The organism is Caballeronia sp. INDeC2 (assembly GCF_023631325.1).
Classification (GTDB): Bacteria; Pseudomonadota; Gammaproteobacteria; order Burkholderiales; family Burkholderiaceae; genus Caballeronia.
On record NZ_JALQDG010000003.1, the window covers coordinates 76,344 to 100,118 of the forward strand.

Here is a 23,775-nt window from a genome sequence, read left to right on the forward strand (position 1 = left end):
CCATGCCTCTTCCCCTCCTTGCGCTGGCGATCAGCGCTTTCGCCATCGGCACGACGGAGTTCGTCATCATGGGCTTGCTGCCCAACGTCGCGCACGATCTTTCCGTGTCGATTCCGTCGGCGGGCCTGCTCGTCACCGGTTACGCGCTCGGCGTCGCGGTCGGCGCGCCGCTGCTCGCCGTGCTGACGAGCAAGCTGCCGCGCAAGCTCGCGCTGCAACTGCTCATGCTCGTGTTTATCGTCGGCAACGTGCTGTGCGCGGTCGCGCCGGGCTATGGACTGTTGATGCTCGCGCGCGTCGTGACGTCGTTCGCGCACGGCTCGTTCTTCGGCATCGGCGCGGTCGTGGCCGCGTCGCTCGTGCCGGCGGACAAGCGCGCAAGCGCCATCGCGCTAATGTTCACCGGGCTCACGCTCGCAAACGTGCTGGGCGTGCCGTTCGGGACGTTCATCGGCCAGGAGCTGGGCTGGCGCGCGACATTTTGGATCGTCGCCGGGCTGGGCGTGCTTTCCGCGCTCGGCGTGACCGCGCTCGTGCCGAATCGCCACGATTCCGCGCCGAGCGGACTCGGGCGCGAAGTGCGCGTGCTGCGCGACGGCCAGGTCTGGCTCGCGCTCATGATGACCGTGCTCGGCTTCGGCAGCGTGTTCGTCGTGTTCACCTATATCGCGCCGATTCTGGAACAGGTCGGCGGTTTCTCGCCGCGCGCCGTCACGCTGATTCTGGTGTTGTTCGGCGCTGGGCTCACGATCGGCAATACGATCGGCGGCAAGCTCGCCGACCGCGCGCTGATGCCCTCGCTGATGGGCATTCTGTTCGCCCTCGCGATCGTCATGGCCGTGTTCGCGAAGACGAGCCACAGTCAGATCGGCGCGATCGTCACGATTTTCGTGTGGGGCATCGCGGCGTTCGCGACGGTGCCGCCGTTGCAGGCGCGCGTCGTCGAGAAGGCGAAGGACGCGCCGAATCTGGCATCGACGCTCAATATCGGCGCGTTCAACGTCGGCAATGCGGGCGGTGCGTGGCTCGGCGGCGCGGTGCTGACGCACGGTCACGGTCTCGATGCGCTTCCGTGGGCGGCCGCGGCGGTCGCCCTCGCTGCCCTCGCGGTGACGTGGCTCGCCGCGCGGCTGGATTCGCCCCGCATTACATCCGAAGTAAAAGCAGCCGATGCTTGCTGAACGCTTATCATGTTGGCTCAACGTAATTCGAGCCAACATGATCGATCATCTCATCTGCGATTGCGACGGCGTGCTCGTCGATAGCGAAGTCATCGCGGATCGCGTGATGCTGGACGTCCTGACCGAGACGTTTCCCGGCATCGACTTCAAACCGGCCGTCAAGACGGCTTTCGGACAGCAGACCTCGCGCTTCCTGACTCATCTGGAGACGAAGTTCGGCATCGTGATGCCGCCGGATTTCGTCAACACGATCGAGGCGCGCGTCGCGGTGGAACTCGCGCGCTCGGTCGGACCGATCGCCGGCGTGCGCGCCGCGCTGCAAGCGTGCGGCTTGCCGGTCGCGGTGGTGTCGAACAGCCGTCTGGAGCGCGTGCGCGCGTCGGTGCGGCGCGCGGGTCTGGACGAACTTGTCGGCGCTCGCGTGTTCAGTGCGCAGCAGGTCGAGCGGCCGAAGCCCTATCCCGATGTCTACCTGCTCGCGGCGCGCACGCTAGATGTCGCGCCCGAGCGCTGCCTCGTCGTGGAAGACAGCGTCGCCGGACTGACGGCGGCGCGCGCGGCGGGCATGAAGACCATCGCGTTCGTCGGCGCGAGCCATATTCCGTCCGGCTACGCGCAGGTGCTGCGCGAAACCGGCATCACGCGGATCATGGAGCACATGGACGAACTTCCCGCGCTCGTCGCGGCTGGCGTACGCGGGGATTTCGGCGACGTGCTGTCCTGAGCGCCTGGCGACTCAGGCCGTTTCTTCGACGGTCTCGCGAGTTGCTGCAAGCGTCGTGCGGAATTCGACGAGCTCCGCGATGGTCAGCATCGGCAGGCGATGTTCCCGTGCGAAGCGCTCGACTTGCTCGCCGCGCGTCATCGTGCCGTCGGGATTCATCAATTCGCACAGCACGCCGGCGGGCTTGAGGCCCGCGAGAATCGCCAGATCGATGGTGCCTTCCGTGTGCCCGCGCCGCGCGAGCACGCCGCCCGGCATTGCGCGCAACGGGAAGACGTGGCCGGGCCGGACGATATCGCCCGGCTTCGCATGATCGGCGATGGCCGCGCGGATCGTCGTCACGCGATCCGCCGCCGATACCCCCGTAGTCACGCCTTCGCGCGCTTCAATCGACACCGTGAACGCGGTGCCGTAGCGGCTGCCGTTGGCGGCGGCCATCGGCGGAAGTTCGAGCGCGCGCACTTTGTCGTCGGGCAAGCACAGGCACACGATGCCGCTGCATTCGCGGATCAGAAGGGCCATGGTGGCGTCGGTGAGCTTTTCGGCGGCGACGATCAGATCGGCTTCGTTCTCGCGATCGTCATCGTCCTGAAGTACGACGGGGCGGCCTTCGCGCATGGCGTCGAGCGCAGCGGCGATGCGCGGCGGAACGTCGAACGAGGCGAGTTGAGGAAGGTCGGCAAAGGCGTCGTCGGCGATGACGGCGGGTGCGGCAAACGACAGGCTGGTAGCTTGGGTCTGGGACATGTGAAACGCTCTCGCGGAGAAATTAGGCGAAAAACGTTTCAGGGCATTGCAAACAGACAGAACGACACCCCGCGGCGACACGCCCGAAGGCGCGGCGTCGTCCGGTTCGGCGCGATGCGAGAATCGCCTTGGGGGAACGGACGTGACTATCTGCACATCTTCTCTCATCCGGACTGTGACCGTCGGCTCTGGCTTTTCACCAGATCTGCTGACCCCACGCATGTTGCCGGCGCGGGCGCTCGCGGGCTCGTGGTCTGGCCGCGAAGCCTCGCCACATACCGCCGGTGGGGAATTGCACCCCGCCCTGAAGACGTACTGAGTGCCGCCGGTCGGAAGCTCGACGGTTTTTTCAGGATACCGCACGCCGCGGATTTTTGCACCGCCGCATGGCGGGACGTTCCGTAAAACGACATCGGCGGTGCGGCTCATTAGTTGTCTGCCCATGTTTTCGCTGCGCTCACCGCGCGTTGCCATCCGGCGAGACAGGACTCGATCTCCGGTTGCGGCTTCGACGGGCTGAACCGGCGCTCCAGTTGCCATTGCGCCTTGAGTTCGTCGACATCCTTCCAATAGCCGACCGCGAGCCCCGCGAGATATGCCGCGCCGAGCGCCGTCGTTTCCGCGATGCGCGGCCGCGCGACGTCGACGCCGAGGATGTCCGCCTGAAATTGCATCAGCAGATTGTTCGCGCAGGCGCCGCCATCCACGCGCAATTCGCCGATGCGCATGCCCGAGTCCGCTTGCATCGCCTTGAGCACGTCGAGCGACTGATACGCGATCGAATCGAGCGCCGCGCGCGCGATATGACTCGATGTCGTGCCGCGCGTGACGCCGAAGAGCGTGCCGCGTGCGCGCGCGTTCCAGTGCGGCGCGCCGAGCCCGGCGAACGCGGGCACGAGATAGACGCCGTCGCTATGCGGGACGCCACGCGCGAGCGCCTCGACTTCGCTTGCGTGGCGAATGAGGCCGAGGCCATCGCGCAGCCATTGCACGACCGCGCCCGCGATGAAGATGCTGCCTTCGAGCGCATAAGTGACCTGATCGCCGATCTGCCAGGCGATCGTCGTGACGAGGTTATTGCGCGACTCGATCGGCTTGTCGCCCGTATTCATGACGAGAAAGCAGCCGGTGCCATAGGTGTTCTTCACCATGCCGGAATCCGTGCACATCTGTCCGAAGAGGGCCGCGTGCTGATCGCCGGCAAGCGACGCGAGCGGCACGTCCGCGGCGAACACCGTGCCTTGCGTCGTGCCATATACCTCGGACGATATACGCACTTCCGGCAGCATGCTGCGCGGTATGTCGAGCGCGTCGAGCAGTTCGTCGTCCCAGCGCCGCTCATGGATGTTGAAGAGCATGGTGCGCGATGCGTTCGTGACGTCCGTGATATGCAGGCTTTGCCGCGTGAAATTCCACACGAGCCAGCTATCGACGGTGCCGAACGCGAGCCGTCCTTGCTTCGCCTTGTCGCGGGCGCCTTCGATGTTGTCGAGAATCCAGCGGATCTTCGTCGCGGAGAAATACGCGTCGATGGGCAGGCCGGTCTTCGCCCGCACCATGGCTTCGAGGCCGCGCGACTTGAGTTCGTCGCAGAAGCCGGCCGTGCGACGGTCCTGCCAGACGATCGCGTTGTAGATCGGCTTGCCCGTCTGGCGGTCCCAGACGATGGTGGTTTCCCGCTGATTCGTGATGCCTACCGCCGCGATCGATGAAGCGCGCGCGCCGGCGCGCGTGACGGCTTCGGCGGCGACGCCTGCCTGCGTCGACCAGATTTCCTGCGGATCGTGTTCGACCCAGCCCGCTTGCGGATAAAGCTGCTGAAACTCCTTCTGCGCCACGGACACGACGTTGCCGTTTCTATCGAACAACATGGCGCGTGAACTGGTCGTGCCCTGGTCGAGCGCGAGAACGTACTGATCCTGCATGGTCTTCTCCGATTTGAGCCGGCATCGACGCGCCGTGCACTGCCAGCCGATGTCCGTTTGCGCAATCTATCGGAGCGAGGCCACGCGGACAACCTGGCCGAATGGCATAAGCCGCGCGACATGCCTCGCTCGAACGTCGATTGGCCTATGCCGTTCGGCCGAGTGGCGCGACGGTTCCGTTCGTCCGATACTGGCGTCACGAAATCGATCGAAGGTGAGTGCGATGCGGATGCTGTGGGTTTCAGGCGTGCTGAGTGCGGCGTTGTTGGCGGGCTGCGTGGGAACACCCAATTTGGACGGAACGATGGGCGCGCCCTCGTTCGATGCGCTGCAGGGCATGTGCGGGACGTCGTCCCCGGTCGATTACGGCGCGGACGCGCAATCGGTCTACTCGACCTTCTACGACGCCTATGTGGCCGAGCGGCGCGGCGGGTTATCGAGGGAGCGTTTCTGCGCTTTCCAGACGGCGATCGCGGAGCGTTATAGCAGCTATCGGGCGAATCCCGGCCCCGATGCGCAGAGCGCATGGGCGAGCTTCTTTCTGGATCAGCGCGCACAGGCGCTGAGCTGGCGTGCCGCAGTCGATCCGACGCTGCGTGCCGGCTGAATTAACTTGATGAGAGGTGCGGGAGGAGGTGAAACGGACGCGGCCGTGGGCCGCGCCGCGAGTCCTGCTACGCGTGCTAGCTACGAAAAACGCTTGAAAGCTTTGACGGTGGAATCGCCGGTGGCCGTGAGGCGCCATTGTTGACGTCCAGATGCGAGATTTTCGAGTTGAACGAGCTGACGTTCGAGCAGAGCGTCGAGTTCCTCGCGTTCCATGTCGACCTGATTGGGCGCTTCTTGAACCAGTAGCAGCGTGGCAAATTCGTGCGGACTCAGCATTGTGTTCTCCATGACGACCGAACGGCATAAGCAGCCGGCTTTGTAAGCCGGATCTTTTTGCTTCGAAACGTTGTACGGGGAAACTGAAAAACCGCCGGGCAAACGCGCGGATTTTGTACTGCGGATGCCGGGAATTGGGATTGTAGGCAAGCGTCTGACAAGTGCCAAACTCACGTTGAAAATTTTGGCTTTGACTTTTTGTGGTGGTGGAAGCGGTCCATCGCTGGCGCGAATTCGGAGAATCGACTTGAACTTCGTGCGGCAGCGCACACAAGCGCGGGCGCAAAGCGAGCGCAATGGATTCATGCACGTTGCTCATTAATTTATACGATAAATGAATTTGTTTTGGATTAAGCGGACAATGCAATATTCCTCCTTTGCACGGCCGGCCAAAAGAATCGCCCGGCACGTTCTGCCCGCTCGAATTTCGGACTTCATTCAATGACTCGCTTCAACTGGCAAAACCCATATCCCACGCCGCGCCTGCCGGTGTTCGCCCGTAACATCGTTTCGACGTCTCATCCTCTAGCCGCGCAAGCCGGGCTGCGCATGCTCTGGAAGGGCGGCAATGCCGTCGACGCAGCGATTGCAGCGGCGGCCGCCATCACAGTCGTCGAACCCGTGTCATGCGGGCTGGGTGGCGATGCCTTCGCGCTCGTCTGGGACGGCCAGAAGCTGCACGGTCTGAACGCATCGGGCGTGTCGCCGGCGGCGTGGAATGTCGACTATTTCCGGCGCAAGTACGGCGAGGAGAACGGTCTCGCGCGCCAGCCCAAGCGCGGCTGGGATGCGGTGACGGTGCCGGGCGTCATCGCCGGCTGGGAGGCGCTGCACACGAAGTTCGGCTCGCTGCCCTTCGCGGATCTGATGGAACCGGCCATCGAAATCGCAGAGCGCGGGCATGCGGTGGCAAGCATCGTCGCGTACAAGTGGGCGGCAGCGGTGCCGGAGTTGAAGGATCAGCCCGGCTTCGCGGATGTGTTCATGCCGCGCGGCCGCGCGCCTGAAGTGAGCGAACTCGTGCGCTTGCCCGGTCACGCGAAAACGCTGCGCCTGCTGGCGCAACACGGTCCGCGCGCGTTCTACGAGGGCGAGATCGCCGAACGCGTTGCCACGTTCGCACGCGAGGGCGGCGCGGCGCTGACAATGAACGACCTGCGCAACTATCGCGCGGACTGGGTCGAGCCGATCAGCAAGGACTACCGCGGCTACACGGTGCACGAGATTCCGCCGAACGGTCAGGGCATCGCGGCGCTGATCGCGCTCGGTATTCTCGACAAGTTCGATGTGAATGCGCTGACCGTCGATCGAATCGAGTCGCAGCATCTGCAGATCGAGGCGATGAAGCTCGCCTTCGCCGACGTCTATCGCTATGTCGCGGATCCGCGCTCGATGGACGTTACGCCCGAGCAGATGCTCGACGACGCTTATCTCGCGGAACGCGCGAAGCTGATCGATCCGTCGAAGGCGACGCAGTTCGACTTCGGCATGCCGAAGGCGGGCGGAACCATCTACATGTCGGTCGCCGACGAGCGCGGCATGATGGTGAGCTTCATCCAGTCGAATTACATGGGCTTCGGCTCGGGCGTGGTCGTGCCCGACACGGGCATCGCGCTGCAGAACCGCGGCTGCGGATTTTCGATGGATCCGAAGTCCGCGAACGTCGTCGAGGGCGGCAAGCGTCCGTTCCACACGATCATTCCGGCATTCCTCACGCAGGAAGTCGATGGCACCCGCGAAGCCGTCATGAGCTTCGGCGTGATGGGCGGCGACATGCAGCCGCAAGGCCATCTGCAATCCATCGTACGCATGCTCGACTACGGCCAGCAGCCGCAGGCCGCGTGCGACGCCCCGCGCTGGAAGGTGAATCGCGATTTCACGATCGACATCGAGGCCACGCTCGATCTCGAAACCGCGCGTGCGCTCGAAGGCCTCGGCCACACGATCAAGTCCGTCGACGATCCGTACATGGACTTCGGCTCGGGCCAATACATCTGGAAGCTCGACCGCAACGATCCCGAGCGTGGATATGTCGCGGCGAGCGACAGCCGTCGCGACGGACTCGCAGCAGGGTTCTGACGTCGCCCGGGAGGCAGGCCGCCAAGGCGGTCTCCCGTTCATAAAAAACGCATCGTTCGCTGCATTTTCGCAGGCGACAGGGACGCGCACGCCCGTGTCCGGCGAAACCACATCAGATAAGCAGGGGGAGCAATCATGAACGAACGAGTGTATGGAGCGCCTGATACTCAAGGCGTCGCGGCCGCGAATGCCGAAACGCCCGCGCCCAAAGCAGCGCCATCGAAGGCGATGATCCGCCGCATCGTGTTCTCGTCGTCGATCGGCAACGCGCTCGAGTGGTTCGACTTCCTTGTCTACGGCTACTTCGCGACAGTCATCGCGAAGGCGTTCTTTCCGTCGAACGATGAATGGCTTTCGACCATGCTGGCCATCGGCACGTTCGGCATTTCGTTCCTGATGCGACCGCTAGGCGCGATCGTGCTCGGCGTCTACGGTGACCGCAAAGGGCGCAAGGCCGCGCTGACACTCGCCATTTTGCTGATGATGGTCGGCACGCTCACAATGGCCGTGATGCCTTCGTATCAGCACATCGGTGTCGCGGCACCGCTGCTGATTTTGCTCGCACGGCTGGTTCAAGGCTTTGCGGTCGGCGGCGAGTTCGGCAGCGCGACCGCCTTCATGGTCGAGCACAGCGAAGCGCGGCGTGGCTATTACGCGAGCTGGCAGTTTGCAAGTCAGGGGCTCGCCGCGATCATGGCCGCCGCGTTCGGCTCGGTTTTGAGCGCCTGGCTGCCGCAGCCGCAACTCGAAAGCTGGGGCTGGCGCATTCCGTTCGTTTTCGGTCTGCTTGTCGGTCCGGTCGGCTACTACATCCGCTCGCATCTGGACGAAACGCCGGAGTTTCTCGCGACGCGTGCCGCCGACAGGAACGCAAGCGCCCCCGGCATCTCGTTCTCGAATCAATGGCTGAATCTGCTGCTCGCCGTGGGCATCGTGGCGCAATCGACGGTCGGCGTGTACGTCTTGCAACTCTATATGCCGATGTACGCAGTCAAGCAGTTGCATCTTCCTGCGACGGCGTCGTTCGCCGTTGTGGTGCTCAACGGCGGACTTCAGTTCATTTTCTCGCCGCTGATGGGCGCGCTCTCGGATCGGCTCGGGCGCATCCGCATCATGCTCGCCACGTCTATCTTCATGGGCGTGACGATTTATCCGATGTTTGCGTGGCTGCAGGCGCATCCGACAGTTGCGTCGCTCGTCGTGCTGCAATCCGTCGCGGGCATTCTGAAGGCCGCGTATTCCGGCCCGATGCCCGCGCTCATGTCGGAGATTTTTCCGACGCGCGTGCGCTCGACCGGCTTGTCGATCGGTTATGCGCTCGGTGTCACGCTGTTCGGCGGCTTCGCGCCGACGATCGTCGAGGCGTTCATCCACGTCACCGGCGACAAGCTCGCGCCGAGTTACTACGTGTTGCTGGCCGCCGTGCTGTCGGGGATTTCGCTGGCGATCGTCGCCTGGCGCATGCACGTGGCCCGACGCGCGGTGTAACCACGCGCGCGTGAAAAATCGGCGCGTCTGCATTCAGCAGCCCGCCATCAATTCCACACAGGTTCGGCACGTTTCATGCTCTGCGGCATATCCGCTGCCGTTCGCCCAAAAGGTTGTAAGAATTCAGCACGCACGGAACCGGCGCGCCGCGCGCGAGTCTGTCCCCATGTCTGCAAACTCGATGCAGGGCGGCTAAGATGGAAAACAGCCGCTATCACTTTTAAGTTGAGGACGCCAGGACCGAACCGTTCACGGCGTCGCCTGAACCTCGGCCGTTCTTGTCGGCCGATGGCGCGTTCAGTCCAGCCTGGGAGCGCGATATATGCATACAGACAGTACACACGTGATGCCTTGGCGCATCGAAGACATCGACCTCACGCGGATCGATCGTCAGAAGGCGGCATCCAACGAGCATCTTCTCTTGTTGTTGTGCGCCTGCTCGTTCATCGAAAGCGGCACCGATCTTTATACGAGCAATCTCAGCAAGTATTTTCACGACGATCCCGAGATTTCGGCGTGGCTGAACAACGAGTGGGAACCCGAGGAGATGCAGCACGGACGGGCGCTCAAGACATACATTCATCACGTCTGGCCGGAGTTCGACTGGGACACCGCGTTCAAGAATTTCTTTGCCGAATATTCGCTCACGTGCTCCTACGAGGAGTTCGAGAAGAAGCGCGCGCTCGAAATGGTGGCGCGCTGCGTCGTCGAGACGGGAACCGCGACGCTTTATCGGGCGATCAACGATTGTTCGGATGAGCCGGTGCTGAAGGAGATCACCGACAACATCCGCACGGACGAAGTGCGGCACTATAAGCACTTTTTTCATTTCTTCAAGAAGTGGAACAAGATCGAAGGCAATGGCCGCATGGCCGTGCTTGGCGCCCTCGTGCGGCGCGTGATGGAGTTGAAGAGCGAGGATTCCGAGATTGCGTTGCGGCATGTGTTCGCTGTTCGTTATCCCGAGCGTGCCCAGGATGCCGAGTACAACCGCGAACTTTCCGCGCGCGTGAATGCGCTCGTGCGGCGCAATCTGTCCGCGGATCAGGCCATCAAGATGCTGCTCAAGCCGCTCGACTTGCCCGCGCGCATTCAACCCGGCGTGCACTATCCGCTCTCGAAGATGACACAGTTGTTCTTCCGCTAACCTGCTCGACGATGCCGGTTCAAAGCCGGCATCTTTCTATGTCCGATCACAACGCGCCGCAGCCGTCGCTCTCTTCGCATACCGTTTTCGACGAGTGGCCGCCTCAGTTGCGCGCACTTTTCGACGGTACGCTCACTGGCGCCGATGCCGGTTTCACCGCGTCGCTGTGCGCTGCCGATGGCGCGCATCGCGTGCGAACGGCGCTGCTCGGCGCGGGCGAACTGCTCGCGCCCGATGCGCGCACGCTGGCGTTCGCGCTTTGGCCGTCGTCGCGGACTGCGCAGGCCGTTATCGCGGCCGGACGCGCGACACTCGTGTTCGTATGCGACGAGGCGTTCTATCAGGTGCATCTGGATGCGCGCCGCGTGCCGCTCGACGATGTGCCGCTGGCGTGCTTCGTCGGCACGATCGAGAGCGGTGAAATTCAGCGGGTGGGATATGCGCGACTCACAAACGGAATCGGCTTCGAACTGACCGATGCGCAATCGGCGCTCGCGCGCTGGCGCGAGCAACTCGAATGGCTGAAGCGGGCGGCAAGCGCCGCCGCCTGAAATGTCGACGCGACGCATGGAGCGTCGCGTTAAGTTACATCGAGGTTTTAGCGACTGCGATCGCCCGATCGCAACGCATCACGCCGGCCGCCGAGCAGCGCGCCGGCCGCCGAGCAGCGCGCCAGGATTGCCCGACGGTTTGCGCGCATTCGCGGCGTGACCTGTCTGTGCCTGCTCCTGATGTCGCGGCGCCGGGGCCGCATTTACGTTCGGTTTGTTGTGATTGCGCGCTTCGCGCGAAGGCTGAGCGCCGCCGTTGTTCGCTTTCGCCGGCCGCGCGCCACGCGCCTCGCCGCCCGGACGCCCGCCTTCGCGGCGCGCCTCGCCATTGCGCCGCGCTTCGCCGTTCGGACGCGCATCGCTCTTCGGACGCGATTCGCCGTTCGCACGTGCTTCGCCGTTGCGCGGATTCTGGCGCGGCTGACCTTGTCCCTGACCGCGTCCCTGACTGCGGCGCTGGATCGGCTCCGGCTTCGCGTTCGGATCCGGTTCGAAGCCGGGAATCACTTCGCTCGGAATCGGCCGCTTGATGAGGCGCTCAATGTCCTTCAGCAGTTGATGCTCGTCCACGCACACCAGCGACACCGCTTCGCCTTCCGCGCCCGCGCGCCCCGTGCGGCCGATGCGATGCACGTAATCTTCCGGCACGTTGGGCAGATCGAAGTTGACGACGTGCGGCAATTGATCGATGTCGATGCCGCGCGCCGCGATATCGGTCGCGACCAGCACTTGCAGCGTCTGGTCCTTGAATTCGGCGAGCGCGCGCGTGCGTGCCGACTGGCTCTTGTTGCCGTGAATCGCGAGTGCGCTGATGCCGTCGCGCGTCAATTGCTCGGCGAGACGATTCGCGCCGTGCTTCGTGCGCGTGAAGACGAGCACCTGGAACCAGTTGTTGCCGCGGATTAGATGCGTGAGCAGTTCGCGCTTGCGATCGCGATCGACCGGATAGATCTTCTGCTCGACCTTCTCGGCCGTCGTATTGCGCCGCGCGACTTCGATCAGCGCGGGCGAATCGAGCAGGCTATCCGCGAGCGCCTTGATCTCGTCGGAGAACGTGGCCGAGAACAGCAGGTTCTGGCGCTTCGCCGGCAGGCGCGCGAGCACGCGCTTGATGTCGTGGATGAAGCCCATGTCGAGCATGCGATCGGCTTCGTCGAGCACGAGAATTTCGAGTTGCGAAACGTCGATCGTCTTTTGCTGCATGTGATCGAGCAGACGTCCCGGCGTCGCGACGACGATATCGACGCCACGGCGCAGCGCGTCGATCTGCGGATTGATGCCGACGCCGCCGAACATCACCGTCGACTTGAGCTTGAGGTACTTGCCGTACGCGCGGACGCTTTCCTCCACCTGCGCGGCGAGTTCGCGCGTCGGCGTGAGGATCAGCGCGCGCACCGGACGTTTCGCGCCGCCGGTGGCGGGCGCGAGTTGCGACAGGCGTTGGAGGATCGGCAGCGTGAAGCCGGCGGTCTTTCCCGTGCCGGTTTGCGCACCCGCGAGCAGGTCGCCGCCTTTCAGAACGGCGGGAATCGCCTGAAGCTGGATGGGAGTGGGACTGGAATAGCCGAGTTCGTTGACGGCGCGAAGCAGAGGTTCCGACAGACCGAGTGAATCAAAAGACATAAATTGGATACTTATTCGTTGTGTCGAACGGCGCGCATGCAAATCAGGCTGCGGCGAATCATGGTTCGGCCGGCAGAGCGCATATGCGTCGCTCGAAGAAAAATCGGGCGGCGGGCCATTCGGCGATCAGCGATCGCCGGACGTTGCCGCGAGGGTCCACGTGTATCAAGACACGTCATCTGGCGCCAAGTTGCATCGATGGACACTTCGACGCGACGGCATCCGTTTCAGCCGATGCTCACGCGACGTAGCGCGCGACGCTCACGAACTGACACAGGCTGCCTGCGAGCACGAACAGATGCCAGATTCCGTGTCCGTGTCGAATGCGCTCGTCGTTGATGAAAAACCAGATGCCTGCGGTGTACACGACGCCGCCCGCCACCAGCCACGCGGTTCCCGCGGGCGGCAGCGCCGTCACGAGCGGATGAATGGCTACGAGCGCGAGCCATCCCATCAGCACGTACAGCACCATCGATACGCTGCGGGTTCGGCGCCCGAGCGTCAGTTCCTGCGTGATGCCGAGCACCGCAAGCCCCCAGCTCACGCCGAAGAGGGACCAGCCCCAGGGACCACGCAAGGTCACTAGTGTATACGGCGTGTAGCTGCCGGCTATCAACAAGTAGATGGCCGAGTGATCGCACTTTTGCAGTATCGCCTTCATGCGCGGCGTGCGCACGCAGTGATACACCGTCGAGATGATGTAGAGCGCGCAGAGCATCGCGCCGTACACCGCGAAACTGACGACCTTGTACGCGTCACCGTCGAGTGCGCCCATCGTGACGAGCGTCGCCAGTCCCGCCACCGACAGCAATGCGCCGACCAAGTGGCTGATGCTGTTGAAACGCTCGCCTGCGTGCATGATCGATCCGCCAAAAGACAAGGGGCGCGGCCCCAACTACGAAGGCTGCGCCCCAAATGCGTATTGTACGCTCTATTGGCGGATGGCCGCCGCGGACCTTAGTCGAGCGGCGCCGAACGCAGATTGCTCACCTGCTGCGGCGACACCGGCGTGCCGTGGTTGCCCCACGACATACGGATGTACGTCACGACCGCGGCAACTTCCGTATCCGACAGCGACTGCGCGAAGGGCGGCATGCCGTGCGGCATGGGGTTGCCTTCCGTGCTCGGCGGATAGCCGCCGTTCAAGGTCATGCGGATCGGGTTGACGGCCGAAGGCATCTGGATCGACTGGTTGTTGGCGAGCGGAGGGTAAGCCGGCGGCTTGCCGAGACCGTTTTCCTGATGGCACTTCGCACAGTTCTCGGTGTAGACCTTCTTGCCGAGCGTCTGCAGTTCGCCGCCAAATTTCTCCGACGTCTCGAGTTGCATGACTTCCGGCGCTTCCTTCTTCTGCGGGATCGACTTGAGATACGTCGAGATCGCGTTGACGTCCGCGTCGGTCATGTACTGCAGGCTGTTGTGGACCACTTCGGCCATCGGGCCGAACACGGCGCCGCGCTGCGACACGCCGGTCTTTAACAGATCGTTGATGTCCTTCAGATCCCAGTCGCCGAGGCCCGCTTCCTTGTTCGACGTGAGCGACGGCGCATACCAGTTCTGCAGCGGGATCAGGCCGCCGGCGAAGGCCGCCGAGCTGACCGGGCCGCCCATCGCGTTGATCGACGTGTGGCACATGGCGCAATGGCCGAGGCCTTCGACGAGATACGCGCCGCGGTTCCATTCGACCGACTTGGTCGGATCCGGCTTGTACTCGCCTTCGCTGAAAAAGAGGGTGCGCCAGCCGATCAGCAGGTTGCGGTTGTTGAACGGAAAGCGCAGTTCATGCGGACGGCTCGGCTCGGAAACAGGCGGCACGGAACGCAGGTATGCGTAGATCGCGTCCGAGTCGGCGCGCGTGACCTTCGTGTAGCTCGTGAACGGGAAGCCGGGATAGAGCAGGCTGCCGTCCTTCGAACGGCCGGTGTGCATCGCGCGATAGAAGTCGTCCGAGGTCCACTTGCCGATGCCGTATTGATCGTCGGGGGTGATGTTCGGCGTGAACATCGTGCCGAACGGCGTGGCCATCGGCAGGCCGCCCGCGAATTGCTTGCCGCCGCGTACCGTGTGGCACGCGATACAGTCGCCGGCGCGCGCGAGGTATTCGCCTTGCTTGATGAGCGCGGCCTTGTCGGCCGGCGTCGCCGCGATGGCGCCGCCCGAATGCAGATTGTCGCCGCCCGACCAGAGGACGGCGCCGGCTGCGACGGCTGCCACCACGACAGCCGAGGAAAGTGCGAACAGGGACTTGCGTTTCATTATGTTGTCGCTCCAGACGCCTTATTGCGGTTCGCTGCCGCACGTGAGCGGCATCTTCAACGAGCCAGCGGGCGCGGGCACCGGGTTGGCGGGTGCTTGTTGCGTGGACAGCCAGGCGGCGACGGCGGTCACGTCGTCATCCGTCAGGCGCGAGGCGATCTGCTGCATGCAATCGGGCGCCTTCGCGTGACGCGTGCCCGACTTCCATGCGCCGACTTGCGCGCTGATGTAGTCCGAATGCAGGCCGACGAGGCCCGGAATGGCCGGCTGCATGCCGGTCAGGCCTTTGCCGTGGCAAGCCGCGCACGCGGGAATGTTCTTCGATGCATCGCCGTTCAGCACGATCTGCTGGCCGCGCGCGAGCGTCGATGCAGAGACGTTCGACTTGGCGGGCGGCGGATACGGCGGACGCTGATTCGAGAAGTACGTCGCGATCTGATGAAGGTAATCGTCCGAGAGATACGTGACGAGGTAGTTCATCGGCGGGTACTTGCGCCGGCCTTCGCGGAAATTCTGGAGCTGGTTGTACAGATAGTCGGCAGGCTTGCCGGCAAGACGCGGGAAGTAGTCGTTGTCCGTGCCTTCACCATGAACGCCGTGGCACGCCGTGCAGCCTTGCACGCGCGCGGCCATCGTGTCCGGTGCGATCGGCTGGTTTTGCGCCTGCGCGGCGGAGCTGAACACGCCAGCGCTGCCTACCAGAGCCGAGGCAAAAGCCATAGCGAGCAGCGGACGAAAAATGCGTCTTGAAAACACGCGACACTCCATGAAATTCGGGGACCTGCCGAGCTTCGTGCGGCTCGGTGCGAAGGTGGCGAACCACGGCCACGCAGGGGGCGGTGGGTGGCGGACCACGGCCACAGCGGCTCGACGAGCCTCTGATGCGACGCGGAATTCTATCATCGATGCATGATGATGACTATTTGACACAATCTCGCTCTAAGTCCCGCTGCGGCGCATTCGCGACAATATGCCGCGCGGCTATTGACCGCCCGCGACGAACTTAATAGGCACGAGTCGACCATTGCGTTTCGACAAATAATCGACTCGACATGAGAGCCTGACCGATGCGCTTCATGCAGTTTCGGAAGCGCCCGGGGAAAATTCAAGGCGTTTCGTCGACGTTCGATGCTGTGCTGCAACCTAGACGTTCGTTTAGACTCCGCAGATTTCCTTCGATGCACGTTCGCGCCGCGACCGCTTCCGCATGATGAACGACGATCCTCTCTGGCTTGCGCAGACGGCTTTAGCGGCGCTCGCCGATCTCGCCTTTGCCTGCGCGCTCGGCGCGTTGCTTTTGAACGGCTGGCTATCGCGCGAACAGGCGTTCGCGCCCGCGTCGTCCGTTTTTCCCGCGCGGGAAGGCTGGCGGCGTGCCGCGCGCGGCGGTGTGCTCGCTGCAATCGCGCTGGTCTTGTGCAACTTCGCTTCTCTGTGGCTCCAGTCGGCGGCGATGAGCGGCGCGCCGATCCTGGAAGCGGGCGCGTCGTTGTGGCTCGTCGCGACGGACACGCACGCGGGCATCGGCTGGTCGGTCGCACTGGCGGGCAGCCTGCTTTTATTGCTCGCGACGAGCGTTGCTCCACTGTCGATGTCGCGGATCGGATCGGCGATGCTGGCCGCGCTGATCGTCGCGGCGGGCAAGTCGGCGATCGGCCACGCGGCCGACGCGGGCGCGTTCTCCTTCGCGGAAGGCGTGCAAACGCTGCATCTTCTCGCGACCGCGGTGTGGGGCGGCATCGTCATCGCGGGCGCGTTCGTGTTGCCGGCGCTCGATACATCGGTGGCGCGTGCGGTCCTGATCCGCACGGTCGCGCGCATGTCGCGGGCGGCATCGATGGCGGTCGCGCTCGTATTGCTGACGGGCGTGTTCAATGCGTGGCGCGGCGTCGGCGGCTCGCTCGCGGCGCTCACCGCGAGCACCTGGGGTCATGCGTTGATCGTGAAAATCGCGCTGGTCGCGGCGGCGCTCGGGTTCGGCGCGCTGAATCGATGGTCTGCGTTGCCGCGTCTGCAACGCTCGGCATCGACGATGGACGCTCACACGGTCATCAACGTGATGCGCATCGAAGCAGTGATGATGGCGCTCGTATTCGTGGCGGCGGCCGTGCTGTCGCACAGCGTGCCGGGATCGGCGCTCGCGGGCTGAAAGCGCGCGCTTATTCGTAGCCGAGTTTGTGAGAGACGATCGGCGCGCAGAAGAGCGCCACCGCGCAGCCGATGATCTTGCCTTGCAGCTCGACGAACGCCGTATGCGAATCGGCGACGAAGATCACTTCGAGCAACTGCGGCAGGCAGAACACGAACGCCGCGCCGATGAACCAGCGCGTCACCGCCGCAATGCGCCAGCCATGCTGCGCGCCGATTCCCGCCGCCACCACGCGCGCCACGCCCAGCGCGACGAGCGAGCCCACGGCCAGTTGGGCTCGGACGTATTCATCGGGAAGGACGTGCCACATGATCGTTCTCGCTTTTTTTAGTGACTATCGGCAAGGGTACGCGCAGGAAGCTCGGCAGTATGTGCGAAAAAACGCAGTCGTGGGCGAGCCGCAATCGCTCAGAACGTGTGCTCGGGGCCCGGAAAGCTGCCGTCCTTCACGGCGCGCACATACGCTTCGACGGCCGCGAAAATGCTCGGCTGGCCTTGCATGAAGTCCTTGACGAAGCGCGGCCGCTTGCCGTGAAAGATGCCGAGCATGTCATGCAGCACGAGCACTTGTCCCGAACAGTCGATGCCCGCGCCGATGCCGATGGTCGGAATCGCGAGCGCCTGCGTGACGTCGCGCGCGAGCAGCGTAGGCACCGCTTCGATCACGAGCAGTTGGGCGCCCGCGTCCTGCAACGCGATGGCGTCGCGCTTCATCTGTTCGGCCGCCGCTTCGGACTTGCCCTGCACCTTGAAGCCGCCGAACGCATGCACCGATTGCGGCGTGAGCCCGACGTGTCCGCACACCGGAATCGACCGCTCGACCAGAAAGCGCACGGTATCCGCGAGCCATTCGCCGCCTTCGATCTTCACCATCTGCGCGCCCGCGCGCATCAGTTGCACGGCGTTCGCGTAGGCCTCTTCCTTCGAGCCGATCGTGCCGAACGGCATGTCCGCGACGATGAGCGCGCTGCGGTTGCCGCGTGCCACCGATGCCGTGTGATAAGCGATGTCGGCGAGCGTGACGGGCAGCGTCGTGCTGTGCCCTTGCAGCACATTGCCGAGCGAATCGCCGATCAACATGACATCGACGCCCGCGCGTTCGAGCAGCGCGCCGAAGCTCGCGTCGTAGCACGTGAGCATCGCGATGCGTTCGCCGGCTTCGCGCATGGTTTGAAGCTTGGGTACGGTGATCGTCGAGCGATTCGTTTCCTGCAGATACGTCATGATCGTTTCACTAAAGAGTCGCTAAAGAAGGCGTGGCCGCGCGATGCGCTCAGACCGATACGCCTTTGACAAAGAATTCCTTGCGCCCGCGCATCGATTCGATGCGCTCGACGAGGAGCGCTAGATCGTCATCCGATTCGAGCGGGTTCAGGTGCTCCGCATTCACGGTGAGCAACGGCGTCGCGTCATAGTGATAGAAGAAGTCGTTATAAGCATCGCAGAGCGCGCGCAGATACGAATCGGAGATTTGCAGCTCCATCGGCAGCGCGCGTTTCTGGATGCGCGAGAAGAGCACTTCGGGGCTCGCCTGCAGATAGACGACGAGATCGGGCGCGGGCGCGCTCGCACGTATGCGCGAGGCGACCTCCTTGTAGAGCTGAAACTCGTCGTCGGGCAGCGTGAGACGCGCGAAGAGCTCGCTCTTTTGCGTGAGGAAGTCGGTCATAAACGCGGCGCCGCTCGTCACGATATCGGCGGCTTCCTGTGTCTGCGACGCGCGCTGCAACGCGAAGCTCAACTGCGTGGAAAGCGCGTGACGCGTGGTGTCGCGATAGAAGCGTTCGAGAAACGGATTGTCTTGCGGACGCTCGAAGAGCGTGCGCATCGACCAGCGTTCGGCGAGCAGCGTAGCGAGCGTCGTCTTGCCGACGCCGATCGGTCCTTCGATCGCGATATAACGATGCGGCGGCCGCAGTTGCGGCGCGGTCACGGTGAGTGGCGGAACGCTCATCGGCAGTCTGTCTTGTCGTTGGAAGGGGCGGTGGTCGCGGCGGCGTCGCGCGGATTCGTTGCGACCATGCACTGGCACGTCGCGACCTTTTCGATGCGCTGATCGGCGACGCCCGCGATGAACGCATCCGCGCGGCCGCGTTGGGGAAGAATGAGATCCGGTTCGAGTTCGACTAGCGGCACGAGCACGAAGGCACGCTCGGTCATGCGCGGATGCGGTACGACGAGATCCGCTTCATCGATGCTCGATGCGCCGTACAGCAGGATGTCCAGATCGAGCGTGCGCGGCGCATTGCGATACGGCCGCTCGCGCCCGAACTGCTCCTCGATGTGATGACACAAACGCAGAAGCGATCGCGCCGGCAGGCTCGTTTCGAGCTTCACGACGCAATTGAAGTAGTCGTCGCCCGATGCATCTATCGGCGCGGTGCGATAGACGCTCGATTTCGCGAGCACGGTGATCGTGTGCTGCTGGGCGAGACACACGACTGCGTCTTTCAAGGTCTGGCGCGCATCGCCGAGATTCGCCCCCAGGCCCAGATAAGCAATCGTCATGGCAGAAGTCCTACGCGTGGGTCACAGCGAAAAGCGGGAAAGCAAGATCGCTCTTCGCTACTGTAACCAAAACCGGCGTTACTCGTTGTCGGCGTCTTCGTGCTTGTTCGCCGCGCTCGGGATCGCGTCGCCATCATTGCCTGATTCGGCCTGATCGATCGGCGCGCCCGGCTCGCCCGAACGGCGTTTCGCGTTGCTGCGGCGCCTGCGCTTCTTCGGGCCGTTGCGTTCCTTGCCGCCTTGCGACAGCAGCGCTTCACGTTCGGCATGATCGCCGTCGATGAAGTCGCTCCACCACTGGCCGATGGCCGCATCGAGTTCGCCCGATTCGCAACGCAGTAGCAGGAAATCATACCCCGCTCTGAATCTTTGGTGTTCCAGCAGCTTCAGCGCGCTGCGGCCGCGCTTTTCCAGCCGATGTTGAAGACTCCAGATCTCGCGCATGTCCGACGAGAAGCGTTTGTGGATCGCGAGTTTTTCGGTCTGCATGTCGAGGACATCGTCCATCGCGCGATGCAATGCAGGCACCGGATATTCGCCGTTCGCGGTGTATTGCTGCCAGCGCGTCTGCACGTCGTGCCACAAGAGCGTGGCGAAGAGAAAGCCCGGCGAAACCGGCTTGCCCGCGCGCACGCGCTCGTCGGTGCTCGTGAGCGCGAGCGTGACGAACTTCTCGCCGTGCGGCTGTTCGAGCACGACGTCGAGCAGCGGCAGCACGCCATGATGCAAGCCTTCCTGACGCAGACGGGTAAGACAGGCGAGCGCATGACCGGATAGCAGCAGCTTCAGCATTTCGTCGAAGAGACGCGCGGCCGGCACGTTGTTCATCAGATCCGCGAGATCCTTGATCGGCGCGCGCGTGGCTTCGTCGATCTCGAAGCCTAGCTTCGCCGCGAAACGCACGACGCGCAGCATGCGCACCGGATCTTCGCGATAACGCGTGGCCGGATCGCCGATCATGCGCAACAGGCGCGCGCGGATGTCGGCCATGCCGTCGTGATAATCCAGCACGGTTTGCGTGGCCGGATCGTAGTACATCGCGTTGATGGTGAAGTCGCGGCGCGTGGCGTCTTCGTGCTGCTCACCCCAGACGTTGTCGCGCAACACGCGGCCGCTCGCATCGACGGCGTGCGTGCGGCCATCGAGCTCGCCGCGCCTGAGCCGCCGCGGCGGTTCCGAGGCCGGTTCGGGCGGGGCGTCCATCAACGCGCGAAACGTCGATGTCTCGATGATCTCCTGGCCGAACTGCACGTGCACGATTTGAAAGCGCCGCCCGATGATGCGCGCGCGGCGAAAGAGCTTTTGCACCTGATCGGGCGTGGCGTCGGTGGCGACGTCGAAGTCTTTCGGCGCGACGCCGAGCAGCAGATCGCGCACCGCGCCGCCGACGATGAACGCGCGATGCCCCGCGTGCTGCAGACCGTCGGTCACGCGGACCGCGTTCTTCGAGATCAGCGACGGATCGATGCCGTGTATCTCCGACGACAGGATCACCGGCACGTTCGGGTCGCGCTTCGCGGGCGCGGCGGCTTTCTTGCGCGTGCTCTTGCGAGCGGGCTTGGTGTCGGGCGAAGCAGCCGGCGTATCGTTCGCTGTGCTTTCGTTGGAGTCGGCGCTATCTTGCCCGAACAGCTTGCGGATAAGTTTTTTAATCACGTGTGTCGAACAGGTTCAGGATGCGCCAGCCTTTGGCTTGCGCATGCGCGCGCAGGGTGTCGTCGGGGTTGGTCGCGACCGGATCGGTGACGCGCTCAAGCAGCGGGATGTCGTTGTGCGAGTCGCTGTAGAAATAGCTGTGTTTGAAGTCGGACAGCTTCTTGCCGATCGACGCGAGCCATTGCTCGACCCGCACGATCTTTCCTTCGCGATAACTCGGCGTGCCGGTCGGCCGGCCGGTGAGCGCTCCATGCGGATGGTCGTCCACCGTTTCCACTTCACATGCGATCAACGTTTCGATGCCGAAGGCTTCCGCGATCGGCGCGGTGATGAACGCGTTGGTCGCCGTGACGAGGCAGCACAGATCGCCGTTGTCCTGATGCTCGCGCACCAGCGTGACGGCGGCCGGCACGATGCGCGGATTGATCACCTCGCGCATGAACTGTGTGTGCCAGTCGGTGAGTTGCTCGCGCGAGTACTTCGCGAGCGGCGCGAGCATCGCGTGCAGATACGCGTTGATGTCGAGGACGCCCGCCTTGTAATCGGCGTAGAAAGCATCGTTCTGACGCGCGAAGGATTTCGCGTCGACGATGCCGAGCTTGACCATGAAGCGGCCCCATTCGTGGTCGCTGTCGGTGGGAATGAGCGTGTGGTCGAGATCAAAGAGGGCGAGGTTCATGGGTGCGCATTTTACTTGAAGCGGGTCGGGGCGTTGTCCGGCGCGGCCGGGCCGGAATCGGGGCCGGCCGGATCGCCGAGAAGATCGGACGACCGCTCTTGCGCCGACACCGGGACGAGCGGCGCGGCGCGGCCGCTTTGCTGGAGCATCGTGCGCAGGAGTGCGCGCGTCACCGCGCGCTTTTGCTCGAGCGAGAAGCGGTCGAGCTCGTCGAGCAGGGCCATGAGGCTCGGCATGTCGCGCCGGAAGTGCGTGAGCAGATAGCCGGGCACGTCCTCGGCGAGGACGATGCCGCGTTCGCGCGCCGCGTGCTTCAGCACCGACGCCTTCGCTTCGTCGGAAAGCGGCTGCAGATGGAACACGAGGCCCCAGCCGAGCCGCGTGCGCAGGTCTTCGCGCACGGTGAGCGCGAGCGGCGCGTCGTTGCCGGTCGCGACGAGGGCGCTCGTCGGATGCGCGCGCACTTCGTTGAAGAGATTGAAGAGGGCGATTTGCTGCGCGGCCGACAGGCGGTCGCAATCGTCGACGGCGTAGAGCGTCACGCGCGGATCGAAACCGAATGCGTTGAGCGCGCTTTGCGGGCTGAGATAGCGCGCATGGCCATTCGCCTCGTGCGTGAGCGCCTGAAGCAGATGGCTGCGGCCGCTGCCCGGCTCGCCCCACACGTAGAACGAGCGGTCGGCGACCGGCCCGGCCGCGAGTGCGCCTTCGAGCGCGCGCAACCGCGCGATCAGTTCGTGATTGCCGGCGGCGAAAAAATTGTCGAAGGTGGCGGGCGGCGGCGTGCCCAGATCGAGCGTCAGTTGGCGTTGCACGGGAGATCGGTGTCGTCGGGCCTTGAGTCGGGCATATCTTGAAAACTGCCGGATGAGCCGCGGGTATACGCGCAAAGCCGCGGCCGAACGCCCTGTGCGCCCATCGCTCGGGGCGCTTTCGAAATCGCCTTCGATCTCGAAAAGAGCGCCTTCGCGGTTTCTGGCGAACGCGGGAAAATCCAGCCGGCCGACCGTCGTCGGGTCATCATCGGGTAAAATCGCATTTTACCGACCTTCTCGCTTCCTCCCCATGAATCAACCGAAATCCGCTCCGGACGCCCAGGGTTTGTCGTATCGCGACGCGGGCGTGGACATCGACGCAGGCGACGCGCTCGTCGACCGGATCAAGCCCTTTGCCAAGAAAACGTTGCGTGACGGCGTGCTGGGCGGCATCGGCGGATTCGGTGCGCTCTTCGAAGTGCCGAAGAAGTACAAGGAGCCGGTGCTCGTATCGGGCACGGACGGCGTCGGCACGAAGCTGCGCCTCGCGTTCACGCTGAACCGGCATGACACCGTCGGCCAGGATCTCGTCGCGATGAGCGTGAACGACATCCTCGTCCAGGGCGCCGAGCCGCTCTTTTTCCTCGATTACTTCGCGTGCGGCAAGCTCGACGTGGACACCGCCGCCGATGTCGTGAAGGGCATCGCGACGGGTTGCGAGCTCGCGGGCTGCGCGCTGATCGGCGGCGAGACGGCGGAAATGCCGGGCATGTATCCCGATGGCGAGTATGACCTCGCGGGCTTCGCGGTCGGTGCGGTGGAAAAGAGCAAGATTATCGACGGCAGCACGATCAAGCCGGGCGACGTGGTGCTCGGGCTGGCTTCGAGCGGGATTCATTCGAACGGATATTCGCTGGTGCGCAAGATCATCGAGCGCGCGAATCCCGATCTGAACGCCGACTTCGACGGCCGCTCGCTCGCCGACGCGCTGATGGCGCCGACGCGCATCTACGTGAAGCCGCTGCTTTCGACGATGCAAAGCGTGACCGTGAAGGGCATGGCGCATATCACGGGCGGCGGGCTGGTCGAGAACATTCCGCGCGTGCTGCGTGACGGACTGACGGCGGAGCTGGATCATCGCGCATGGCCGCTGCCGCCGCTGTTCGCGTGGCTGCAGAAGCACGGCGGCGTCGCGGATGCGGAGATGCATCGCGTTTTCAACTGCGGTATCGGTATGGCGGTGATCGTCGCGGCGGAAGATGCCGATGCGGCTACCGGTCTGCTGTCGGCTGCGGGCGAGCAGGTGTGGAAGATAGGCGTCGTGCGCGAGAGCAAGGAAGGGGAGGCGCAGACGGTGGTGGTGTGATATCGCCGGGTTGCGCTGACAAGAACCCTCGCCGTGTGCGAGGGTTTTTTGTTTTT

General features: G+C 64.0%; 23 protein-coding genes and 1 riboswitch. Of the genes, 9 read left to right on the forward strand and 14 right to left on the reverse strand.

The window, feature by feature from the left end; all coding sequences use genetic code 11:
* Positions 1 to 2: 2 nt before the first annotated feature.
* Together NCS28_RS01985 and NCS28_RS01990 are read left to right on the forward strand one after the other, a co-directional pair.
* Positions 3 to 1,181 (forward strand): MFS transporter, encoded by a 1,179-nt coding sequence (locus tag NCS28_RS01985; RefSeq protein WP_250512212.1) that lies wholly within the window; start codon positions 3 to 5, stop codon positions 1,179 to 1,181.
* Between the two features lie 37 nt (positions 1,182 to 1,218).
* Positions 1,219 to 1,905, forward strand: coding sequence for an HAD family hydrolase (locus NCS28_RS01990; RefSeq protein ID WP_250512213.1), 687 nt, complete (start codon positions 1,219 to 1,221; stop codon positions 1,903 to 1,905).
* A 12-nt stretch (positions 1,906 to 1,917) separates the two neighbouring features.
* Here NCS28_RS01990 and ribB read toward each other — a convergent pair whose 3' ends face one another.
* Positions 1,918 to 2,652, reverse strand: coding sequence for a 3,4-dihydroxy-2-butanone-4-phosphate synthase (gene ribB / locus NCS28_RS01995; RefSeq protein ID WP_250512214.1), 735 nt, complete (start codon positions 2,650 to 2,652; stop codon positions 1,918 to 1,920).
* Positions 2,653 to 2,804: 152 nt separating this feature from the next.
* A riboswitch (FMN riboswitch) is annotated at positions 2,805 to 2,968 on the reverse strand.
* A 112-nt stretch (positions 2,969 to 3,080) separates the two neighbouring features.
* Positions 3,081 to 4,577, reverse strand: a complete 1,497-nt coding sequence (gene glpK / locus NCS28_RS02000; RefSeq protein ID WP_250512215.1) for a glycerol kinase GlpK — start codon at positions 4,575 to 4,577, stop codon at positions 3,081 to 3,083.
* 223 nt (positions 4,578 to 4,800) lie between these two features.
* Between glpK and NCS28_RS02005 the strand changes: the two genes are divergently transcribed.
* The gene (locus tag NCS28_RS02005; RefSeq protein ID WP_250513032.1) at positions 4,801 to 5,184 is read left to right on the forward strand and encodes a hypothetical protein; all 384 of its coding nucleotides are present in this window, start codon (positions 4,801 to 4,803) and stop codon (positions 5,182 to 5,184) included.
* 80 nt (positions 5,185 to 5,264) lie between these two features.
* Here NCS28_RS02005 and NCS28_RS02010 read toward each other — a convergent pair whose 3' ends face one another.
* A complete protein-coding gene (locus NCS28_RS02010; protein ID WP_250513033.1) occupies positions 5,265 to 5,462 on the reverse strand; it encodes a hypothetical protein in 198 nt (65 codons plus the stop codon).
* A gap of 441 nt (positions 5,463 to 5,903) precedes the next feature.
* On the opposite strand from NCS28_RS02010, the gene ggt reads away from it, so the two are divergent.
* The 4 genes from ggt (at position 5,904) to NCS28_RS02030 (ending at position 10,727) form a co-directional block, all read left to right on the forward strand.
* The gene (gene ggt / locus NCS28_RS02015; RefSeq protein ID WP_250512216.1) at positions 5,904 to 7,541 is read left to right on the forward strand and encodes a gamma-glutamyltransferase; all 1,638 of its coding nucleotides are present in this window, start codon (positions 5,904 to 5,906) and stop codon (positions 7,539 to 7,541) included.
* Positions 7,542 to 7,676: 135 nt separating this feature from the next.
* Positions 7,677 to 9,029, forward strand: coding sequence for an MFS transporter (locus tag NCS28_RS02020; protein WP_250512217.1), 1,353 nt, complete (start codon positions 7,677 to 7,679; stop codon positions 9,027 to 9,029).
* 322 nt (positions 9,030 to 9,351) lie between these two features.
* Complete coding sequence (locus NCS28_RS02025; protein ID WP_250512218.1) at positions 9,352 to 10,176, forward strand: ferritin-like domain-containing protein; 825 nt, start codon at positions 9,352 to 9,354, stop codon at positions 10,174 to 10,176.
* A 38-nt stretch (positions 10,177 to 10,214) separates the two neighbouring features.
* Positions 10,215 to 10,727, forward strand: a complete 513-nt coding sequence (locus NCS28_RS02030; RefSeq protein ID WP_250512219.1) for a hypothetical protein — start codon at positions 10,215 to 10,217, stop codon at positions 10,725 to 10,727.
* Positions 10,728 to 10,805: 78 nt separating this feature from the next.
* Here NCS28_RS02030 and NCS28_RS02035 read toward each other — a convergent pair whose 3' ends face one another.
* From NCS28_RS02035 to NCS28_RS02050, 4 genes are all read right to left on the reverse strand, one after another.
* The gene (locus NCS28_RS02035) at positions 10,806 to 12,350 is read right to left on the reverse strand and encodes a DEAD/DEAH box helicase (protein WP_250512220.1); all 1,545 of its coding nucleotides are present in this window, start codon (positions 12,348 to 12,350) and stop codon (positions 10,806 to 10,808) included.
* 238 nt (positions 12,351 to 12,588) lie between these two features.
* Positions 12,589 to 13,209, reverse strand: a complete 621-nt coding sequence (gene trhA / locus NCS28_RS02040; RefSeq protein WP_250512221.1) for a PAQR family membrane homeostasis protein TrhA — start codon at positions 13,207 to 13,209, stop codon at positions 12,589 to 12,591.
* Positions 13,210 to 13,307: 98 nt separating this feature from the next.
* Positions 13,308 to 14,606 carry a c-type cytochrome gene (locus tag NCS28_RS02045; RefSeq protein ID WP_250512222.1) on the reverse strand — a complete coding sequence of 433 codons (1,299 nt, stop codon included), beginning with the start codon at positions 14,604 to 14,606 and terminating at the stop codon, positions 13,308 to 13,310.
* 21 nt (positions 14,607 to 14,627) lie between these two features.
* Positions 14,628 to 15,374, reverse strand: a complete 747-nt coding sequence (locus NCS28_RS02050) for a c-type cytochrome (RefSeq protein WP_250512223.1) — start codon at positions 15,372 to 15,374, stop codon at positions 14,628 to 14,630.
* Between the two features lie 442 nt (positions 15,375 to 15,816).
* On the opposite strand from NCS28_RS02050, the gene NCS28_RS02055 reads away from it, so the two are divergent.
* A complete protein-coding gene (locus NCS28_RS02055) occupies positions 15,817 to 16,755 on the forward strand; it encodes a CopD family protein (protein WP_250512224.1) in 939 nt (312 codons plus the stop codon).
* 10 nt (positions 16,756 to 16,765) lie between these two features.
* On the opposite strand, the gene NCS28_RS02060 is transcribed toward NCS28_RS02055, so the two are convergent.
* The 7 genes from NCS28_RS02060 to hda form a co-directional block, all read right to left on the reverse strand.
* Positions 16,766 to 17,065, reverse strand: coding sequence for a hypothetical protein (locus NCS28_RS02060; protein ID WP_250512225.1), 300 nt, complete (start codon positions 17,063 to 17,065; stop codon positions 16,766 to 16,768).
* Between the two features lie 98 nt (positions 17,066 to 17,163).
* Positions 17,164 to 17,979, reverse strand: a complete 816-nt coding sequence (gene panB / locus NCS28_RS02065) for a 3-methyl-2-oxobutanoate hydroxymethyltransferase (RefSeq protein WP_250512226.1) — start codon at positions 17,977 to 17,979, stop codon at positions 17,164 to 17,166.
* Between the two features lie 49 nt (positions 17,980 to 18,028).
* Positions 18,029 to 18,709: a deoxynucleoside kinase gene (locus NCS28_RS02070; RefSeq protein WP_250512227.1), complete on the reverse strand. Its 681-nt coding sequence runs from the start codon at positions 18,707 to 18,709 to the stop codon at positions 18,029 to 18,031.
* Positions 18,706 to 19,263 carry a 2-amino-4-hydroxy-6-hydroxymethyldihydropteridine diphosphokinase gene (gene folK / locus NCS28_RS02075; RefSeq protein WP_250512228.1) on the reverse strand — a complete coding sequence of 186 codons (558 nt, stop codon included), beginning with the start codon at positions 19,261 to 19,263 and terminating at the stop codon, positions 18,706 to 18,708. Before folK ends, NCS28_RS02070 begins: the two co-directional genes overlap by 4 nt.
* Before the next feature lie 78 nt (positions 19,264 to 19,341).
* The gene (pcnB, locus tag NCS28_RS02080) at positions 19,342 to 20,919 is read right to left on the reverse strand and encodes a polynucleotide adenylyltransferase PcnB (protein ID WP_250512229.1); all 1,578 of its coding nucleotides are present in this window, start codon (positions 20,917 to 20,919) and stop codon (positions 19,342 to 19,344) included.
* Complete coding sequence (locus NCS28_RS02085; protein ID WP_250512230.1) at positions 20,912 to 21,598, reverse strand: histidinol-phosphatase; 687 nt, start codon at positions 21,596 to 21,598, stop codon at positions 20,912 to 20,914. The genes pcnB and NCS28_RS02085 overlap by 8 nt, the downstream gene beginning before the upstream one ends.
* Before the next feature lie 11 nt (positions 21,599 to 21,609).
* Positions 21,610 to 22,413: a DnaA regulatory inactivator Hda gene (gene hda, locus NCS28_RS02090; RefSeq protein WP_250512231.1), complete on the reverse strand. Its 804-nt coding sequence runs from the start codon at positions 22,411 to 22,413 to the stop codon at positions 21,610 to 21,612.
* 250 nt (positions 22,414 to 22,663) lie between these two features.
* On the opposite strand from hda, the gene purM reads away from it, so the two are divergent.
* Complete coding sequence (purM, locus tag NCS28_RS02095) at positions 22,664 to 23,719, forward strand: phosphoribosylformylglycinamidine cyclo-ligase (protein WP_250512232.1); 1,056 nt, start codon at positions 22,664 to 22,666, stop codon at positions 23,717 to 23,719.
* The last annotated feature ends 56 nt before the right edge of the window (positions 23,720 to 23,775 follow it).

What these genes read in the sequence shown, in the direction of transcription:
- NCS28_RS01985 (WP_250512212.1), top strand. Translation starts at nt 3, where the DNA reads ATGCCTCTTCCCCTCCTTGCGCTGGCGATCAGCGCTTTCGCCATCGGC.
- NCS28_RS02060 (WP_250512225.1), bottom strand. Translation starts at nt 17,065, where the DNA reads ATGTGGCACGTCCTTCCCGATGAATACGTCCGAGCCCAACTGGCCGTG.
- NCS28_RS02085 (WP_250512230.1), bottom strand. Translation starts at nt 21,598, where the DNA reads ATGAACCTCGCCCTCTTTGATCTCGACCACACGCTCATTCCCACCGAC.
- NCS28_RS01990 (WP_250512213.1), top strand. Translation starts at nt 1,219, where the DNA reads ATGATCGATCATCTCATCTGCGATTGCGACGGCGTGCTCGTCGATAGC.
- folK (WP_250512228.1), bottom strand. Translation starts at nt 19,263, where the DNA reads ATGACGATTGCTTATCTGGGCCTGGGGGCGAATCTCGGCGATGCGCGC.
- ggt (WP_250512216.1), top strand. Translation starts at nt 5,904, where the DNA reads ATGACTCGCTTCAACTGGCAAAACCCATATCCCACGCCGCGCCTGCCG.
- ribB (WP_250512214.1), bottom strand. Translation starts at nt 2,652, where the DNA reads ATGTCCCAGACCCAAGCTACCAGCCTGTCGTTTGCCGCACCCGCCGTC.
- NCS28_RS02020 (WP_250512217.1), top strand. Translation starts at nt 7,677, where the DNA reads ATGAACGAACGAGTGTATGGAGCGCCTGATACTCAAGGCGTCGCGGCC.
- NCS28_RS02005 (WP_250513032.1), top strand. Translation starts at nt 4,801, where the DNA reads ATGCGGATGCTGTGGGTTTCAGGCGTGCTGAGTGCGGCGTTGTTGGCG.
- glpK (WP_250512215.1), bottom strand. Translation starts at nt 4,577, where the DNA reads ATGCAGGATCAGTACGTTCTCGCGCTCGACCAGGGCACGACCAGTTCA.
- trhA (WP_250512221.1), bottom strand. Translation starts at nt 13,209, where the DNA reads ATGCACGCAGGCGAGCGTTTCAACAGCATCAGCCACTTGGTCGGCGCA.
- NCS28_RS02030 (WP_250512219.1), top strand. Translation starts at nt 10,215, where the DNA reads ATGTCCGATCACAACGCGCCGCAGCCGTCGCTCTCTTCGCATACCGTT.
- NCS28_RS02035 (WP_250512220.1), bottom strand. Translation starts at nt 12,350, where the DNA reads ATGTCTTTTGATTCACTCGGTCTGTCGGAACCTCTGCTTCGCGCCGTC.
- panB (WP_250512226.1), bottom strand. Translation starts at nt 17,979, where the DNA reads ATGACGTATCTGCAGGAAACGAATCGCTCGACGATCACCGTACCCAAG.
- purM (WP_250512232.1), top strand. Translation starts at nt 22,664, where the DNA reads ATGAATCAACCGAAATCCGCTCCGGACGCCCAGGGTTTGTCGTATCGC.
- NCS28_RS02045 (WP_250512222.1), bottom strand. Translation starts at nt 14,606, where the DNA reads ATGAAACGCAAGTCCCTGTTCGCACTTTCCTCGGCTGTCGTGGTGGCA.
- NCS28_RS02025 (WP_250512218.1), top strand. Translation starts at nt 9,352, where the DNA reads ATGCATACAGACAGTACACACGTGATGCCTTGGCGCATCGAAGACATC.
- NCS28_RS02050 (WP_250512223.1), bottom strand. Translation starts at nt 15,374, where the DNA reads ATGGAGTGTCGCGTGTTTTCAAGACGCATTTTTCGTCCGCTGCTCGCT.
- NCS28_RS02010 (WP_250513033.1), bottom strand. Translation starts at nt 5,462, where the DNA reads ATGCTGAGTCCGCACGAATTTGCCACGCTGCTACTGGTTCAAGAAGCG.
- NCS28_RS02070 (WP_250512227.1), bottom strand. Translation starts at nt 18,709, where the DNA reads ATGAGCGTTCCGCCACTCACCGTGACCGCGCCGCAACTGCGGCCGCCG.
- NCS28_RS02055 (WP_250512224.1), top strand. Translation starts at nt 15,817, where the DNA reads ATGAACGACGATCCTCTCTGGCTTGCGCAGACGGCTTTAGCGGCGCTC.